The sequence below is a fragment of the Microbacterium testaceum StLB037 genome, assembly GCF_900104345.1.
Lineage (GTDB): Bacteria > Actinomycetota > Actinomycetes > Actinomycetales > Microbacteriaceae > Microbacterium > Microbacterium testaceum_A.
The window spans coordinates 229,741-244,987 of the sequence record NZ_FNJN01000003.1; the positions used below are offsets into that span (position 1 = coordinate 229,741).

Consider the following 15,247-nt stretch of genomic DNA (forward strand, 5'->3'; position numbering starts at 1 on the left):
AGGCTCAGCCCCCGTAGACCTCTTGGTAGGCGGCGAGCCACTGCTCGCCGTCCGCGGGGCACATGAAGGTCGCGCCGAAGACCATGACGCTCGCGATCGGCTTCTCGGCCTGCGTGCGCGCGGCGCCCTGGAGGTCGCTCGGAATGAGCTGGGCGAACAGCGGCGAGGTGGCCACGTGCGTGCTCATGGTCGTGGCGTCGATCTGGTGGCGATTCAGGATCGCCGTCTCGCACGCGTCGCCCGCCAGGGCGAGGGCGAGGCTCTCGTCAGTCGCCGTCCACGTCGACCCCTGCTGCTCGACGTAGGCGCGCTGCTCGGCGATGAACTCCTTCTGGGCGGGCGTCACCGCGACCAGGGGGGAACCGTCCATCGGGAGCTGCTGCTCGCGGAAGTACTCCTCGCGCTCCGCGAAGACGTCGCCGACGTCGTCGGGGTCGACCGTGGTCGACTCCTCGGGCGCGGGACTCTGCGCCGCGTCCGGAGCGGACGTCGGCCGCCCCTCGGCACCGTCCGGCCCCAGGGGGCTCGGCAGCGGGATGCACGCCGTCGTCGCGAGGAGCACGGCAGCGAGAGTGAGGGAGAGAACCAGAGGGCGAGTCCGAGCGTTCATACCGTCACGGTAGCGAGAACGCCCGGCCCGGGAGTGGGGCTTGTGGATAACCCGTTTCACACTTCCCAGGCGTCGGCGACCGCCTGGCGAACGTCGCCGAGCAGCTGCGGCAGGGCCTTGGTCTTCGCGATGATGGGGAAGAAATTGGCATCCGACGCCCACCGGGGAACGATGTGCTGGTGCAGGTGCGCGTCGACACCCGCCCCCGCGATCGCTCCCTGGTTCATACCGAGGTTGAAGCCGTCGCAGTTCGACACCGCGCGCAGCACCCTCATGCCGCGCTGGGTGAGCGCGCCGATCTCGGCGACCTCTTCGTCGGTGGCCTGGTCGTACGTCGCGATGTGGCGGTACGGGCACACCAGCAGGTGACCGGAGTTGTACGGGAACAGGTTCAGCAGCACGTACGCCGTCTTCCCCCGCGCGACGATCAGCCCGTCCTCGTCGCTCTTGTCGGGCGCGGCGCAGAACGGACAGGTCTTCTCCATCGGCTCGCGCCCGGCCGAGATGTAGGCCATGCGGTGCGGCGTCCACAGGCGCTGGAACTCGTCGGGCACGCCGGGAAGGGTCGCGGCGTCGACGAGTTCCGCATCGGTCGTGTGCGATCCGGACCCGTCGACGGCGCGCGTCGTAGCGGAATCCGACGACGAGCCCGCCCCGACGGCATCCGGATCGCTCATCACGCCAGGTCCTCCGCGGTGTTCACGAGGGTGCGCTGGGCGATCGCGCCCGTGATGCGCGCGACGGCCTCATCGACCGGGATGCCGTTGAGCTGCGTGCCGTCGCGGAAGCGGAACGAGACCGTGCCGTTGGAGCGGTCCTGCTCTCCAGCGATCAGCATGAGCGGCACCTTCTGCGTGGTGTGCGTGCGGATCTTCTTCTGCATGCGGTCGTCGCTGTGGTCGGCCTCGGCGCGCACGCCCTTGGTCTTGAGGTCGGCGACGATGCCCTGCAGGTAGTCGCCGTACTCGGCGGCCACCGGAACGGCCACGACCTGCATGGGGGCGAGCCACACCGGGAACGCGCCAGCGTAGTGCTCGAGCAGGATCGCGAAGAAGCGCTCGACCGAGCCGAAGAGGGCGCGGTGGATCATCACGGGGCGGTGCTTCTCGCCGTCGGGGCCGGTGTACTCGAGCTCGAAGCGCTCGGGCTGGTTGAAGTCGAGCTGGATGGTCGACATCTGCCAGGTGCGCCCGATCGCGTCGCGCGCCTGCACCGAGATCTTGGGGCCGTAGAACGCGGCCCCACCCGGGTCGGGCACGAGCTCGAGGCCCGACGCCTCGGCGACCTCGCGGAGTGTCTCGGTCGCCTCGGTCCAGAGGGCGTCGTCGCCGATGAACTTCGGGTTGCCCTCCTCCTTCGTCGACAGCTCGAGGTAGAAGTCGTTCAGGCCGTAGTCGCGCAGGGTCTGCAGCACGAAGTCGAGGCTGTGGGTCAGCTCGCCCTTCACCTGGTCGGCGGTGACGTAGATGTGGGTGTCGTCCTGGGTCATGCCGCGCACGCGCGTGAGGCCCGAGAGAGTTCCGCTCTTCTCGTAGCGGTACACCGATCCGAACTCGCTCAGGCGCAGCGGCAGCTCGCGGTAGCTGCGTCCGCGCGAGCGGAAGATCAGATTGTGGAACGGGCAGTTCATGGGCTTGAGGTAGTACTCCTGGCCCTCGCGCGAGACGTGCCCGTCGGCATCCGTCACCTCGTCGAGCACCATCGGGGGGTACATGCCGTCGGCGTACCACTGCAGGTGGCCGCTCGTCATGAACAGGTCGCCCTTGGTGATGTGCGGGGTGTTCACGACCTCGTAGCCGCTCGCGAGCAGGCGCTCGCGCATGTAACGCTCGATCTCGTGGCGGATGATGCCGCCCTTGGGATGGAACACCGACAGCCCCGGACCGATCTCGTCGGGGAACGAGAAGAGGTCGAGCTCCTTGCCGAGTTTGCGGTGGTCGCGCTTGGCCGCCTCTTCGAGGCGGTGCTGGTAGGCGCGCAGTTCGTCCTTGGTGGGCCATGCGGTGCCGTAGATGCGCTGCAGCTGGGGGTTCTTCTCGCTGCCGCGCCAGTAGGCGCCGGCGATGCGGGTGAGGTCCCAGCCGTTGCCGATGAGGCGCGTGCCGGGCACGTGGGGTCCGCGGCACAGGTCTTTCCACGCGGTCTCGCCGTCGCGGGTGACGTTGTCGTAGATGGTCAGCTCGCCGGCGCCGACCTCGACGGACGCGCCCTCCGCGGCCTCGGCCGAGCCGCCCTTGAGCCCGATGAGCTCGAGCTTGAACGGCTCGTCGGCCAGCTCGGCGCGGGCCTCGTCGTCGGTGACGACGCGACGCACGAAGCGCTGGTTCTCGCGGACGATGCGCTCCATCTCCTTCTTGATGACCTTGAGGTCGTCAGGGGTGAAGGGCTCGTCGACCTGGAAGTCGTAGTAGAAGCCGTCGGTGACGGGCGGGCCGATGCCCAGGTTGGCCTGGGGCTTGACACGCTGCACGGCCTGCGCGAGGACGTGTGCGGTCGAGTGGCGCAGGATCGAGAGGCCGTCGGCGCTGTCGATCGTGACCGGCTCCACCTGGTCGTCGGCCGTCACGGTCGTGGCCAGGTCTTTCAACTCCCCGTTGACGCGCAGAGCGACGACCGAACGGTCGGGGAAGAGGGCGAAGCCATCGGCGGGGAAATCAGTCACAGAACATCTCCTGAAAGGGGTCGTTTCCAGGCTACCGGGCGGGCGTGGTCTCGACGGCACGCAACGTGCCCCATAGTGGAGCGGTGACTTTGGCCATCATCGGCGGCGTGCTCTGGGTCCTCGGGATCATCGCGCTGCTCACCGGCGTCTTCCCCGCCGACGCCGCTCTCGCCGTCGCCGACCGCGTCTGGCCCATCCTGCTGTTCGTCGTGGCCGTGACGATCGTCGCCGAACTCGCCTCGAAGGCGGGGCTCTTCGACGTCGTGGCCGCGCGGTTGGCGAAGCTCGCCCGCGGGCGCACCGCGCTGTTGTGGGTGCTGGTCGTGGCTTTGGCCACCGTCGCCACGGCGTTCCTTTCCCTCGACACCACCGCTGTTCTGTTGACCCCCGTGGTGGTGGCGATGGCGGTGGCGCGAAAGCTGAATCCGCTCCCCTTCGCGTTCGTCACCGTCGTGCTCGCGAACACCGCGTCTCTGGTGCTGCCGGTGTCGAACCTGACCAACCTGCTCGCATCCGATGCCCTGGGCGGGGGCCACGACCCCATCGCCTTCCTCGCGCTCCTCGGGCCGTCGGCGCTCATCGCGATCGTGGTCTCGGTCGTCGTGCTGACGGTCGTGTTCCTCCGCCGGCTGCCGAAGACCTACCCCGATGCGACCGCCCCGGACGTGTCCGACCGCGTCCTCCTGCGCATCTCCGCGGTGGTGACGGTTGCATTGCTGCCCCTGCTGGTCGTCGGGCTCGAACCGTGGATGCCGGCCACGGCCGCCGCGGTGGTGCTCATCGCGGCGTTCGCCTGGCGCGCGCCGCGAGCTCTCGGCATCCGTCTGGTGCCCTGGTCGCTGCTGGTGTTCGCGGGGGGCCTGTTCCTCGCCGTCGGGGCGCTCGAGGCCCTGGGGATCGGGCGCATCACCTCGGTGCTCGCCGGTTCCGGAGATGACCTGGTGTCGCTGTGGCAGCTGGCGGGTGTCGGAGCCCTCGCGGCGAACGGCATCAACAACCTCCCCGCCTACCTCGCCCTCGAGTCGGTGGCGGGCTCCCCCGCGCGCCTCGCGGCGCTGCTGATCGGCGTGAACGCCGGGCCGATCGTCACGCCGTGGGCGTCACTGGCCACCCTCCTCTGGCACGACCGCCTGGTCGCCGCGGGCATCGAGGTGCGGTGGAGTCGGTTCATCCTGCTCGGCGCGATCATCGCGCCGCTGATCCTGTTCCTCGGGGTCCTGCCGCTCGTCTGGTGAGTGTCAGTCCTCGTACGTTCGCGACCAGGCCTTGTGGGGCTCGATGAACCACACGGCCAGGCCCGTTCGCAGACCGTACGCCTCGCCGGTGTACAGCCGCGAGATCCGGTCGACGTAGGGCAGGGCCTCGTCGCCGTCGATCCGTTCGACGGCCACCCCGCGCACGAACGCCATCGAGTAACTGTTGTCGGCGGCGGTGACCGAGACGGCCACGCGCGGGTCACGTTGAAGGTTGCGGTCCTTCAGGGTGTCGACCTCGGTGAACAGCATCAGGCGGTCCCCGTCGACTCCGACCCAGAGCGGGATCGAGTGCGGCGACCCGTCGCGCATGAGCGTCGCGAGGTGCGCGACGGCGTCGGTCTCGAAGTACGGCTTGGTGCGGGTCCAGTCGCTCATGCTCGGTGCAACAGCCGGGGTGGCGGCATCCATTCCCCGGTCAGGACCCGACGGAATGCGGGGCCTGATCGTTCGGCACCTCGCTGAAGACCATTTCCTCGCGGCGGCTGCTCTCGCGCGGAACGAATTCGTCGGGCTCGGTGACGACGTACAGGCCGCGGCCGGAGTTCGCGTTGTAGGTCAGCGCGTGCAGCCACGCGGTGCTCAGCTGCGGAGTTCGACTGCCGTGGAATTTGAACACCAGCGACACGTACGGGTGGATGTAGACCGTCGTGCGCCCCCCGCCCGTGCTGATGTCGTCTTTCCAGGTGAACGGGAAGCTCTCGCCGCGACGCACTTTCGCCATGATCACCGCCTGCAGGTGCGCGAGCAGCCGGTCCTCGAAATCGACCTTGATGTTGCCGTCGTAGATGAACTTGCCCATGGTGACTCCCGTCGGTGCCGCCCGCGGCCCGGCGCCTCTCGGCGAGAAGTCGAACGCGGAGGTCGGGGGGCGGCGACCGCTTTCTCTGCGTGCACCGTCCCTCGGAATCGACGTTCACGCAAACCCCCTTGCGGGAGATTGCGGTTTCGGGATAAAGCCGGGAGAAAAGCGGAGGGATGCCGCGAATCAGGTGTCGCGCGAGATGCGGATGATGACGCGGTCGCCGGGTTCGCGCTGCAGACGACGCACGAACGCCTCGAAGCCGAGGATCGCGCGGTACTGGAAGCCGTACTTGCGCTTGAGGGCGGCGTCGGCGCGAGCGTCGTCCGTGGCGGGGCCGGCGATCCGGCCGTGCGCCTCGACGCGGATGGCATCCGGTTCGACGGCGCCCATCCTGCTGCAGGGCTGCAGGGTCACGCGCGAATCGTTGCGCAGACGCTTCACCTTGCCCGTGGACCGCTCGCTCGTCACGACCAGCTCGTCGCCGTCGCGCGCGACCCACACCGGGACCGCCACGAGGGCTCCGTTGCGGCGATAGGTGCCGAGCGAGACGAAGGACGAGGCCGCGATCTCGCGCCACAGGGTGTCGGGGACGGTCATGGTCTCACCGTACTGGGCGGTCGCAGCGGCGGCGATGGGTTGCGCCGACGGCCCGCCGCGAGGTCCGAACAGATCGAGAACCCCGGGAACGGATGCCATCTCCTCGATGCGCCCGTGTGCGAAGCCGCCCCAGAGCGCACGGACGCTCCGGCCGACAGCGGTGAGCTCGTCGGGGCGCGCGCCGGCGTAGGGCGCGAGCTGCGGCCCGGTCGACTCGGTACCGAAGACGAAGGGCACCTCGATCGCGTGGGAGGCGCGGTAGAGGTCGTTCGCCCGCCACCGGAAGACGTAGCGCAGCGCCGTCCCTCCCGCCCTGCGGTAGTCGCGGGCGAGGCGACGGGCCGGGCGGCCGTAGACGACCGCGTTCATCGCGGTGTCGAGGACCGTGGAGGCGAGGGCGTGCAGCAGCGGCACGGCGCGCAACCCGTCCAGGGCCGTCACGCCGGGAAGGAACAGCCGCGTCTCCTCGGCGGTGACCCCGATCAGCAGGGGAATGCGTGCGGCCCCCTCGAGCCACCTCTCGGCGATCTCGCCGTGGGGAGGCAGGGGGTCGAACCCGGGCTGCGGAGCGAAGGGCATCAGGGAGAACCGTCCGAAACCGCGCGCGGCCTGCATCGCGTCCGCCTGGAGGTGCATCAGATCGTCCGACGGGGTCGCCGGGCTAAGCTGCGCGGTCGCCGCGCTCATCGCCGCCGTGAGGCCGGCGCGCGCACCCATGGTGCCCATGGGTGCGCTCTGCACGATGGCGCGCGAGAACAGCCCCCGAGCGCGGTCGACGGCCATGAGGTGGAGCACGGCGTCGGCGCCCGCGGATTGTCCGAACGCCGTCACGCGGGCCGGGTCTCCCCCGAACGCCGCGATGTTGCGCTGGACCCACTCGAAGGCGGCGAGCTGATCGAGGAGCCCGAGGTTGGCAGGACGCTCCGCTCCGTCACCGAGATAGCCGAGTACGCCGAGCCGGTAGGTGACCGTGACGACGACGACGTGCTGCTCGGCCGCGAGGACGGCGGGGTCGTAGACGGGCAGATCACCCGCACCGCTGGTGTAGCCACCGCCGTGCACCCACACCATCACGGGCAGCGCGGCGTCCGTGTCGCCGCGGTCGGCCGGAACGGTGATCGAGAGGTGCTGGCACTCCTCGCGGAGCGGAAGGCCGCCGGTCTGGTCGCCGAGAGCGTCGATCAGCGGAGTGGGTGCCTGCGGGGCGGCGGGCGAGGGCTCGAGGGCCTCGAAGACGTCGTCGTCAGCCCGGTCCGGCAGAGGGAGGGGACGACCGAAGCGCTCCGCGCGTGCATACGGGATGCCACTGGCCCGCAGCACCGCACCGTCGCGGCGTCCGCGGATGGGGCCCGTCGGCGGGGTGAAGAGGGGGGCTTCGCTCGTCACGCGTTCTCGCTTCCTGTTCCGCCGAAGCGGTGCGTCGCGCCTGCCGCGGGGGTGGCGGAGGCGTCTGGCCACCCTACTGAGCCGCACCCATGGCCCCGCTGTGCAAGCCGGTCCGCGGACCTCAAAGCCAGCGCAAGATCAGCGCAAGGACAGCGCAAGACTGCGCCGAACGTGTCCCCCAAACGGTGGACACGGCATAATCTCGTCTCGTTCCCGTCGCCAGGCACTCCGCAGCCCCCCTTACTGGCGGCGGGAACGACCACCCCGGATCTTCGCCCCGCCCGGCGCACCTCTCGGCCCTTCCTTGGCCCGTGCGCAGTGAGCGGAGCGGCGAGAAGCCCCGTGCTTCGGGATGCGAACGGCGACCCGCCGCGCTGTCGGGCCCGTGCGTGCCCGCTGGCGTGTCTTCGTGTCGAGGGTCGACGGCCGCATGTGTGCCGGTCGACCGCTTGAGCTGCGGGCGGCCTGCGCGAGATGGTCCGGAAACGACGAAACCCCCGGCGAACCGGGGGCTTCTTCAGGTGGTGCGCGATACTGGGATCGAACCAGTGACCTCTTCCGTGTCAGGGAAGCGCGCTACCGCTGCGCCAATCGCGCCTGTACAGGCTGTTCTTTTATGAGTTGAGGTGGCGACGGGATTCGAACCCGTGTAAACGGCTTTGCAGGCCGGTGCCTAGCCGCTCGGCCACGCCACCGTGATGTGGTTCGACCCACGTGTCGTGATTCTCCGTCGGTTTCCCAGACGGAGATCCCTCCACTCGAGCGGATGACGAGACTCGAACTCGCGACCCCAACCTTGGCAAGGTTGTGCGCTACCAACTGCGCTACATCCGCATTTCGTTCCCGGGGCTTGCCCCGAGCACTCGTAAGACATTACCCGATCTGAGCGCGGGTGCAAAACGGCGCGCGCCCCGCGCGTGTCCTCTCCTCGTGGTTCGAAGCATCTCTCGGCATCCGGTACGATCGATGAGTCCCGTTCGGGATGAGGGCGATTGGCGCAGTTGGTAGCGCGCTTCCTTCACACGGAAGAGGTCGTCGGTTCGAGTCCGGCATCGCCCACAGTTTCACCCCCGGTCCTTCCGGGGGTTTTCTGTTTCTTCCCCGGGCTGGCGCCCGTGGTCGCAGCTCGTCGGAGCACCGCCCGCTCGGCGTCCCGGGCCAACTGGCCGTGGACCCGTGCCGGTCGGGGCGACCGCTCGTCGGCCCCTGCCGATTCGCGCCCCACGGGGTAACGCCCCGGCACCCGGCCGTCGTGAGGCCGGACGCCGGGGCGTCGTCGAATCGCGGGTCAGTCGTCTTCGATGACCACGCGAAGATCGCGGCGGCGCTGACCGAGCTTCTGTCGGCTGCCGGCCCCCGTTCCGTGCTGAGTACCCGCCCCCGTCATCGGGGGCCGCAGACCACCGGGGCCGGTGCCCTGCGCGGCCGACATCGAGGTCGCGGCCATGGCCGCTCCCCCGGTTGTCCCTCCGATGAGGGCGCCGGTGCTTCCGCTGTGGACGCCGGCGAACATTTTCGCGTCGAGCCCGGTCAGCCCACCGAGCGAGCCGCCCGCGCCGCCGGACCCGCCGAGGGAGGCCTGGCCGATGACCGCCCCATCGGGCGTGGGGGCGCCGGATAGGCCTCCGGAGCTGCTGAGGTGGAAGTCCCCCGAGGCGTGCTCGCCCGAAACGGCGAAGGGGCGGTAGACGACCCCGTCGGCACGCCGACCCTTGACGGTGAGGTCGTGGGCCGCGTTGTTTCCGTAGCGGGTGGCGTCCGATGCGTCGACGACGGTCCCCGAGTCGATGCGGATGGTCTGGGCGCTGTTCTGCAGGGCCGCAGCGGTCGTGGTCGAAGTGCGGTCGAAGACGCCGCGAAGCTGCTGCACGAGCCCCGTGAGGGCCTTGACCGAGCCGAGCACGGCGCGCAGGGGCCGCACGACCTTGTTCACCATCTCGTTGACCTTCATCACGACGCGCGCGATGGCGTAGCCCATGCCGAGACCGAACGAGGCGGCGACGACCGCCATGGCCTCGATCGCGGTGGCGACGACCTTGGAGATCGCCGACTTGACGACACCCTGCATCTTCGTCACCAGGGTGGAGGCGGAGGTGAGTCCGCTCGCCGCGGCCTCGGCCCACTCGCCCGACGCGCCGAGGTGCTTCGCCGCGTCGGTGGCGAACCGCACGTAGGCGGTGATGCTGCCGCCGGTCATGCCCTCGAGGTCGCTCAACCGGCGGGTGAGGTCGGCGCCCGCCTGTCGCATCGACGACCCGGCGGAGACCCACTGCGACGCGACGGAGGCGACGTTGGAGGCGCTGCCGGCGAGTTGGTCGAGCCAGGTGCTGAGGGGCTTGAGGTGCTCCATCACCCATCCGAGACCACACGCGGTCAACGTGCCGATGGGGTCGGTGAGGGCAGCGGCCGCATCACCCAGGGTGTCGAGGAAGGCCATTCCTCCGTCGAGCCAGTTGCCGCTCTTGACGGCGTCGGCGAGGGCTCGACCCGACTCAATGACGCGGCTCCCCGAGAAGGTGGTGCCGGGGGCGACGGCGGTGCTCATCAGACCCCCATCGCAGACTCGAGCGATCGGATGGTCGCGATGGTGTCGCTCTCGAACTGCTCCCACTGGTCGGCGGTCTGCCGCAGCTCTCCGGCGGTTCGTATGAGCAGTGATTGGTCCTCGCCGAGCAGGCCGGTGGCGGCTGCCGACAGCGCGAGTCCGGGGGGAACGAGGAAAGCGCACAGGAGTCCGAAGGCTTCGGGGAGCAGGTTTCCGCCGCGGAGGACGGAGAGCGCCGATCCGACGTCTCCCACGAGGGAATCGACGAATGCGGCGTGCTGTCGGAGTCGATCGAAGTCGACGGCGATGTCATCGGCCATGAAGAGTCCTCTCGGGTGAGGCGGGTTCGGTGTCGCGCAACTGCGCGACGATGGGATCGTCGGCACCGAGCAGCTCGCTCACCGCGCGGAGAGTACTCTCGCGGGCGTCGGCCTCGGCGTGACGGATGGTCGAGAGGATCTCGGCGGACAGCCGCTGCGCGCCGCGGGCCAGAGCTGCCTCGCTCAGCCGCAGATCGACGACCCGGCCGCCCGAGTCCACCTGGGCGATGACGTCGCGACCACGAGAGCGACCGGTCCCGCGCACCGAAGCGACCGTCGCCTCGAAGGCCGGCATCTGCGCGGCGCGCAGCTCGGCACGACGAACGTCGGCTTCGACCTGCGCGAACGACTCTTCCGGATCCAACGGCACGGCAGAAATTTAGCGACCCGGGCGCCGAGAACGAACGGTTCCCGTCAAGAAAGCCCGGTAGATGAGAGGAATCTCACGTAGCTCTCACGAACAGTTCCTCGTCCGGTTCGGCGATGGACGCAGAGAGTCAGCCGCGCGACCACCCGTAGCGCGCGGCGAGAGCGGCGGCGACGGCGTCGAACCGCGCGCGGTCCAGGGCCGCCGCCTCCCGGCGCATCCCCGCGTCATGGACCAGATACAGCTGGTCGATGTCGATCCACGAGGGACGGCGCTGGGGATCCCACTCCCCCGTGCCCAGCGACAGGTACTGCCGGTCGCCGTCGTGCGGCTTGCTGGTGAGTCGCACGGCGTAGGAGCGGGTGGCATCCGCTCGACCGATGACGAGGACCGGCCGATCCTTTCCACGCCCGTCGCGCTCCTCGTAGGGAACCCACGTCCAGACGATCTCGCCCCCGTCGGGGGCGTTGTCGCGTTTCGGCGCGTACGACAGGGTGAGCCGCCGCGGCGGATCGATCTCGACGGTCTCGCTCCCGCTCGGGGCCGAGGGGCGCGCGGTCGGCGTGACGGGGGCGGAACGACGAACGGTCGGAGCCGCCGGCGTCGACCGGAACATGCCCAGCACGGCGGACAGCAGACGAGAAGCGGTTCCCATACCCACACCCTAGGCACGCGGAACGGGGCGCCGCCGACGAATCGGCGACGCCCCGTTCGGGGTCGGGCGGGTATCAGGCGCGGACGTCGGAGAGGACGTAGCCCTCTTCGCCGTGCACGACGGTGTCGATGCCGGCGATCTCGTCCTCGTTCTTCACGCGGAAGCCGATCGTCTTCTCGATCGCGAAGCCGATGATGAAGGCCAGCACGAACGAGTAGACCAGCACCGCGAGGGCCGCGATGGCCTGGACGATCAGCTGGTTGAACGAGCCACTGTAGATGAGGCCGCTCGTGTTGGCGAAGATGCCGAGGTAGAGCGTTCCGAGCAGACCACCGACGAGGTGGATGCCTACCACGTCGAGCGAGTCATCGAAGCCGAGCTTGAACTTCAGCTCGATGGCGAGGGCGCAGATCGCGCCGGCGAGCAGGCCCAGCACGATGGCCCAGATCGGCGTCAGCGCGGCGCAGGCCGGGGTGATCGCGACGAGACCCGCGACGGCACCGGAGGCGGCGCCGACCGAGGTGGGCTTGCCGTCCTTGATCTTCTCGACGATCAGCCACGACAGAAGGGCCGCGGCGGGAGCGGCGATCGTGTTGACGAAGGCCAGGGCGGCGGTGTTGTCGGCGGCGAGCTCGGAACCGGCGTTGAAGCCGAACCAGCCGAACCACAGCAGACCCGCACCGAGGAGGACGAACGGCGGGTTGTGAGGGACGTGGGCGCCCTTCTGGAACCCGACGCGCTTCCCGAGCACCAGGGCGAGAGCGAGGGCAGCCGCACCGGCGTTGATGTGGACCGCGGTACCACCGGCGAAGTCGATCGCGCCGACGCCGAACACATCCTGCAGACCGTGCGTGATCCAGCCGCCGTAGCTGAAGGTGCCGTCCTCGGCGAGGCCGAAGTTGAAGACCCAGCTCGCCACGGGGAAGTAGACGACCGTGGCCCAGATGCCGGCGAAGATCATCCACGCGCCGAACTTGGCGCGGTCGGCGATCGCGCCCGAGACGAGGGCGACGGTGATGATGGCGAACGTGGCCTGGAAGGCGACGAAGGCGAGCGGCGGGTACGCGGCGCCCTCGGGGGTGGTGAGCACGTTGGCGAGGCCGAAGTCGGTGCCGTCGATGTGCCACGGAGCGTTGGTGACCCCGGCGTCGGTCGCGGGGAACGCGATCGCGTAGCCGTAGAGCACCCACAGGACGCCCATGAGGCCCATCGCGCCGAAGCTCATCATCATCATGCTGATGACGCTCTTGGCCTTGACGAGACCGCCGTAGAAGAACGCGAGTCCTGGCGTCATGAGCAGCACGAGTGCCGCTGCTATCAGGATGAATGCGGTGTTGCCTTGATCCATCTCGGAGGGAACCTCTCTGCAGGGACGCAGGTAAAGCGTCGGGTCCCCTCAGTGTCCACAGCCTCGGTTCCGCCGCCGTTCGCCCCGTGTTTCGGGGGCGTTACAGGCGGGCCGCTCCGGTAAACATCGCGTTTCCTGCGCCCGCGAACCGGCGATGAACTCGCCTCAGGAGTGCGTCAGCGCCACGAGTCGCGAGACCGCGCGCAGGTACTTCTTGCGGTATCCGCCGCCGAGCATCTCTTCGCTGAACACCGTGTTCAGGGGCACGCCCGTCGCCCGGATCGGGATCTGCGCGTCGTAGGCGCGGTCGACGAACGCGACCAGGCGCAGCGCGGCCGACTGATCGTGTAGGACCTGCACGTCGCGCAGGCCGATCACATCGACCCCGTCGATCAGGCGGATGAAGCGCGACGGGTGGACCCGTGCGAGGTGGCCGACGAGGTCGAGGAAGGAGTCGTCGGATGCCACGGCGCCGCCGGCGGCGGCATCCATCGCCTGTCGATACCCCTCGTCGGACAGGACCTTCGCTTCTCCGTCGATCGCGCGCTGACGGAAGTCGGTGCCGTCGATGCGGATCGTGCGGAAGCTGTCGGCCATCGACTGGATCTCGCGCAAGAAGTCCTGCGCCGCGAAGCGCCCCTCGCCCAACGCGTTCGGCGGGGTGTTCGAGGTCGCGGCGAGCCGGGTTCCGGATGCCACGAGCTCGCCGAGCAGGCGCGTCATGACCATCGTGTCGCCCGGGTCGTCGAGTTCGAACTCGTCGATGCAGAGGAGGTCCGAACCGCGGAACAGCTCGACGGCCTTGGCGTAGCCGAGGACCCCCACGAGGGCCGTGTACTCGATGAACGATCCGAAGTACTTCCGGCGGGCGGGCATCGCGTGATAGATCGCCGCGAGGAGGTGGGTCTTTCCGACGCCGAATCCGCCGTCGAGGTAGACGCCCGGCTTGACGGGGGCCACCTTCTCGGCACGGCGGAAGAAGCCGCCCTTCTTGGCCGGCGCCGCCTGTCGACCGGCGAACTCCTGCAGCAGCTCCTTCGCCTCCTGCTGCGAGGGGTAGGCGTCGTCGGCGCGGTACGACTCGAAGGTCGCTCCATCGAACTGGGGAGGCGGAACGAGGGCGTTCACCATGTCGGCGCCCGAGACGGCGGGCTCGCGTTCGGTGAGGTGGATGAGGCCGGTCGTGGCGGGAGTGGAGGTCATGGCCGTCCTGTGTCCAAGTCTTACGGGGAGGGTGCGTGCCCCATGCCGCGGATCTAGGGTCGATGGTGCGGTGTCCACCCTATGCCGCGCCATCCACCGCCTTGACCGAGGAGTCTCCGTGACCGTCGAGTTCGACACCACGTCCCCCAAGTTCGCCGACTACGCCGAGCCCGGCCGTCTCGTCACGGGCGAGTGGCTCCAGGAGCGTCTCGGGCAGCCGGGACTCGTGGTCGTGGAGTCCGACGAAGACGTTCTGCTCTACGAGACGGGGCACATCCCCGGGTCCGTGAAGGTCGACTGGCACACCGAGCTCAACGATCCCGTCGTCCGTGACTACGTGGACGGCGCGGGATTCGCCGAGCTGTTGAGCCGCAAGGGCATCTCGCGCGACGACACCGTCGTGATCTACGGCGACAAGAACAACTGGTGGGCGGCGTACGCCCTGTGGGTCTTCTCGCTCTTCGGTCACGAGGACGTGCGCCTGCTCGACGGGGGCCGCGACAAGTGGATCGCCGAGGGCCGCCCGATCACGACCGACAAGACGGTCCTCGAACCCACCGACTACCCGGTCGTCGAGCGCGACGACTCGGTGTTGCGCGCGTACAAGGACGACGTGCTCGCCCACCTCGGCAACCCGCTGATCGACGTCCGCTCCCCCGAGGAGTACTCGGGCGAGCGCACCACCGCCCCGGCCTACCCCGAAGAGGGCGCTCTCCGCGCCGGCCACATCCCCAGCGCGCAGAGCGTGCCGTGGGGCAAGGCCGTGGCCGAGGACGGCGGGTTCAAGTCGCGTGAAGAGCTGGATGCCATCTACCGCGACGGCGCCGGCCTGGCCGACGGAGACAAGATCGTGGCGTACTGCCGCATCGGTGAGCGCTCGAGCCACACCTGGTTCGTGCTCAAGCACCTGCTGGGCTTCGACGACGTCCGCAACTACGACGGCTCGTGGACCGAGTGGGGCAGCGCGGTCCGCGTGCCGATCGTCGCGGGTGCCGAGCCCGGCGAGGTCCCCTCGCGCTGATCCCGGTCGACGCGGGCGTGGGAGGATGACGGTGATGTCCGACAACGCCCTCCCCGCCCGCCTCGCCGAGATCCGCGACGAGTTCCTCGAGCTCGACGAGCCCGATCGCCTGCAGCTGCTGCTCGAGTTCTCGCAGGAGCTGCCCGAGGTTCCGGCGGAGTACGCCGACCACCCCGAGATGCGTGAGCGTGTCGTCGAGTGCCAGTCGCCGATGTACATCATCGTCACCGTCGACGACGCCGACCGGGTCGCGATGCACGCCACGGCCCCCGCCGAGGCGCCGACCACGCGCGGCTTCGCGAGCATCCTGTCGCAGGGGCTCACGGGGCTGTCCGCCGACGAGGTGCTCGCGGTGCCCGACGACTTCCCGCAGAGCATCGGTCTGACGCGCGCCGTGAGTCCGTTGCGCATCGCGGGCATGACCGGGATGCTCATGCGCGCCAAACGCCAGGTGCGCGCGAAGCGCGACGCCTGA

Annotated in this window: 15 protein-coding genes and 4 tRNA genes; 4 read left to right on the forward strand and 15 right to left on the reverse strand. The window is 69.4% G+C overall.

Going from position 1 to position 15,247, the window contains the following annotated elements:
• Positions 1-4: 4 nt before the first annotated feature.
• Genes BLS25_RS16865 through thrS form a run of 3 tightly spaced genes read right to left on the reverse strand, consistent with a single transcriptional unit; the run spans position 5 to position 3,272 of the window.
• Entirely contained in the window at positions 5-610 is a 606-nt protein-coding gene (locus BLS25_RS16865; protein WP_074694948.1) for a hypothetical protein, read from the reverse strand.
• A 56-nt stretch (positions 611-666) separates the two neighbouring features.
• Positions 667-1,287, reverse strand: a complete 621-nt coding sequence (locus BLS25_RS07305) for an HIT family protein (protein ID WP_074694949.1) — start codon at positions 1,285-1,287, stop codon at positions 667-669.
• A complete protein-coding gene (thrS, locus tag BLS25_RS07310; RefSeq protein WP_074694950.1) occupies positions 1,287-3,272 on the reverse strand; it encodes a threonine--tRNA ligase in 1,986 nt (661 codons plus the stop codon). The genes BLS25_RS07305 and thrS overlap by 1 nt, the downstream gene beginning before the upstream one ends.
• A gap of 83 nt (positions 3,273-3,355) precedes the next feature.
• Here thrS and BLS25_RS07315 point away from each other — a divergent pair, with 83 nt between their 5' ends.
• Positions 3,356-4,507 carry an SLC13 family permease gene (locus BLS25_RS07315; RefSeq protein WP_143017853.1) on the forward strand — a complete coding sequence of 384 codons (1,152 nt, stop codon included), beginning with the start codon at positions 3,356-3,358 and terminating at the stop codon, positions 4,505-4,507.
• Between the two features lie 3 nt (positions 4,508-4,510).
• On the opposite strand, the gene BLS25_RS07320 is transcribed toward BLS25_RS07315, so the two are convergent.
• The 6 genes from BLS25_RS07320 to BLS25_RS07345 all read right to left on the reverse strand — a co-directional run bounded on the left by BLS25_RS07320 (position 4,511) and on the right by BLS25_RS07345 (position 8,147).
• Positions 4,511-4,903, reverse strand: a complete 393-nt coding sequence (locus BLS25_RS07320; RefSeq protein WP_074694951.1) for a TIGR03618 family F420-dependent PPOX class oxidoreductase — start codon at positions 4,901-4,903, stop codon at positions 4,511-4,513.
• A 40-nt stretch (positions 4,904-4,943) separates the two neighbouring features.
• Positions 4,944-5,327, reverse strand: a complete 384-nt coding sequence (locus tag BLS25_RS07325) for a DUF7882 family protein (RefSeq protein WP_056231622.1) — start codon at positions 5,325-5,327, stop codon at positions 4,944-4,946.
• Between the two features lie 186 nt (positions 5,328-5,513).
• Positions 5,514-7,313, reverse strand: a complete 1,800-nt coding sequence (locus BLS25_RS07330) for a PPOX class F420-dependent oxidoreductase (protein ID WP_074694952.1) — start codon at positions 7,311-7,313, stop codon at positions 5,514-5,516.
• A gap of 522 nt (positions 7,314-7,835) precedes the next feature.
• Positions 7,836-7,910 (reverse strand) — tRNA-Val (locus BLS25_RS07335).
• Positions 7,911-7,937: 27 nt separating this feature from the next.
• Positions 7,938-8,008 (reverse strand) — tRNA-Cys (locus tag BLS25_RS07340).
• A 66-nt stretch (positions 8,009-8,074) separates the two neighbouring features.
• Positions 8,075-8,147 (reverse strand) — tRNA-Gly (locus BLS25_RS07345).
• 152 nt (positions 8,148-8,299) lie between these two features.
• Here BLS25_RS07345 and BLS25_RS07350 point away from each other — a divergent pair.
• Positions 8,300-8,372 (forward strand) — tRNA-Val (locus BLS25_RS07350).
• 229 nt (positions 8,373-8,601) lie between these two features.
• On the opposite strand, the gene BLS25_RS07355 is transcribed toward BLS25_RS07350, so the two are convergent.
• The 6 genes from BLS25_RS07355 to zapE form a co-directional block, all read right to left on the reverse strand.
• Entirely contained in the window at positions 8,602-9,858 is a 1,257-nt protein-coding gene (locus tag BLS25_RS07355) for a hypothetical protein (RefSeq protein ID WP_074694953.1), read from the reverse strand.
• The gene (locus tag BLS25_RS07360) at positions 9,858-10,178 is read right to left on the reverse strand and encodes a type VII secretion target (RefSeq protein WP_056231614.1); all 321 of its coding nucleotides are present in this window, start codon (positions 10,176-10,178) and stop codon (positions 9,858-9,860) included. Before BLS25_RS07360 ends, BLS25_RS07355 begins: the two co-directional genes overlap by 1 nt.
• Positions 10,168-10,548: a YbaB/EbfC family nucleoid-associated protein gene (locus tag BLS25_RS07365; RefSeq protein ID WP_056231611.1), complete on the reverse strand. Its 381-nt coding sequence runs from the start codon at positions 10,546-10,548 to the stop codon at positions 10,168-10,170. Before BLS25_RS07365 ends, BLS25_RS07360 begins: the two co-directional genes overlap by 11 nt.
• A 127-nt stretch (positions 10,549-10,675) precedes the next feature.
• Positions 10,676-11,200 carry a type II toxin-antitoxin system PemK/MazF family toxin gene (locus tag BLS25_RS07370; RefSeq protein WP_081349731.1) on the reverse strand — a complete coding sequence of 175 codons (525 nt, stop codon included), beginning with the start codon at positions 11,198-11,200 and terminating at the stop codon, positions 10,676-10,678.
• Between the two features lie 73 nt (positions 11,201-11,273).
• Complete coding sequence (locus tag BLS25_RS07375; RefSeq protein WP_056231608.1) at positions 11,274-12,548, reverse strand: ammonium transporter; 1,275 nt, start codon at positions 12,546-12,548, stop codon at positions 11,274-11,276.
• A gap of 165 nt (positions 12,549-12,713) precedes the next feature.
• Positions 12,714-13,751 carry a cell division protein ZapE gene (gene zapE, locus BLS25_RS07380; RefSeq protein WP_056231604.1) on the reverse strand — a complete coding sequence of 346 codons (1,038 nt, stop codon included), beginning with the start codon at positions 13,749-13,751 and terminating at the stop codon, positions 12,714-12,716.
• A gap of 118 nt (positions 13,752-13,869) precedes the next feature.
• Between zapE and BLS25_RS07385 the strand changes: the two genes are divergently transcribed.
• Positions 13,870-14,772: a sulfurtransferase gene (locus tag BLS25_RS07385; protein ID WP_056231601.1), complete on the forward strand. Its 903-nt coding sequence runs from the start codon at positions 13,870-13,872 to the stop codon at positions 14,770-14,772.
• Positions 14,773-14,806: 34 nt separating this feature from the next.
• A complete protein-coding gene (locus BLS25_RS07390; RefSeq protein WP_074694954.1) occupies positions 14,807-15,247 on the forward strand; it encodes a SufE family protein in 441 nt (146 codons plus the stop codon).

Coding starts and splice junctions, on each gene's coding strand:
- BLS25_RS07390 (WP_074694954.1), top strand. CDS start 14,807: ATGTCCGACAACGCCCTCCCCGCCCGCCTCGCCGAGATCCGCGACGAG.
- BLS25_RS07320 (WP_074694951.1), bottom strand. CDS start 4,903: ATGAGCGACTGGACCCGCACCAAGCCGTACTTCGAGACCGACGCCGTC.
- BLS25_RS07370 (WP_081349731.1), bottom strand. CDS start 11,200: ATGGGAACCGCTTCTCGTCTGCTGTCCGCCGTGCTGGGCATGTTCCGG.
- BLS25_RS07305 (WP_074694949.1), bottom strand. CDS start 1,287: ATGAGCGATCCGGATGCCGTCGGGGCGGGCTCGTCGTCGGATTCCGCT.
- BLS25_RS07375 (WP_056231608.1), bottom strand. CDS start 12,548: ATGGATCAAGGCAACACCGCATTCATCCTGATAGCAGCGGCACTCGTG.
- BLS25_RS16865 (WP_074694948.1), bottom strand. CDS start 610: ATGAACGCTCGGACTCGCCCTCTGGTTCTCTCCCTCACTCTCGCTGCC.
- BLS25_RS07325 (WP_056231622.1), bottom strand. CDS start 5,327: ATGGGCAAGTTCATCTACGACGGCAACATCAAGGTCGATTTCGAGGAC.
- BLS25_RS07360 (WP_056231614.1), bottom strand. CDS start 10,178: ATGGCCGATGACATCGCCGTCGACTTCGATCGACTCCGACAGCACGCC.
- BLS25_RS07355 (WP_074694953.1), bottom strand. CDS start 9,858: ATGAGCACCGCCGTCGCCCCCGGCACCACCTTCTCGGGGAGCCGCGTC.
- zapE (WP_056231604.1), bottom strand. CDS start 13,751: ATGACCTCCACTCCCGCCACGACCGGCCTCATCCACCTCACCGAACGC.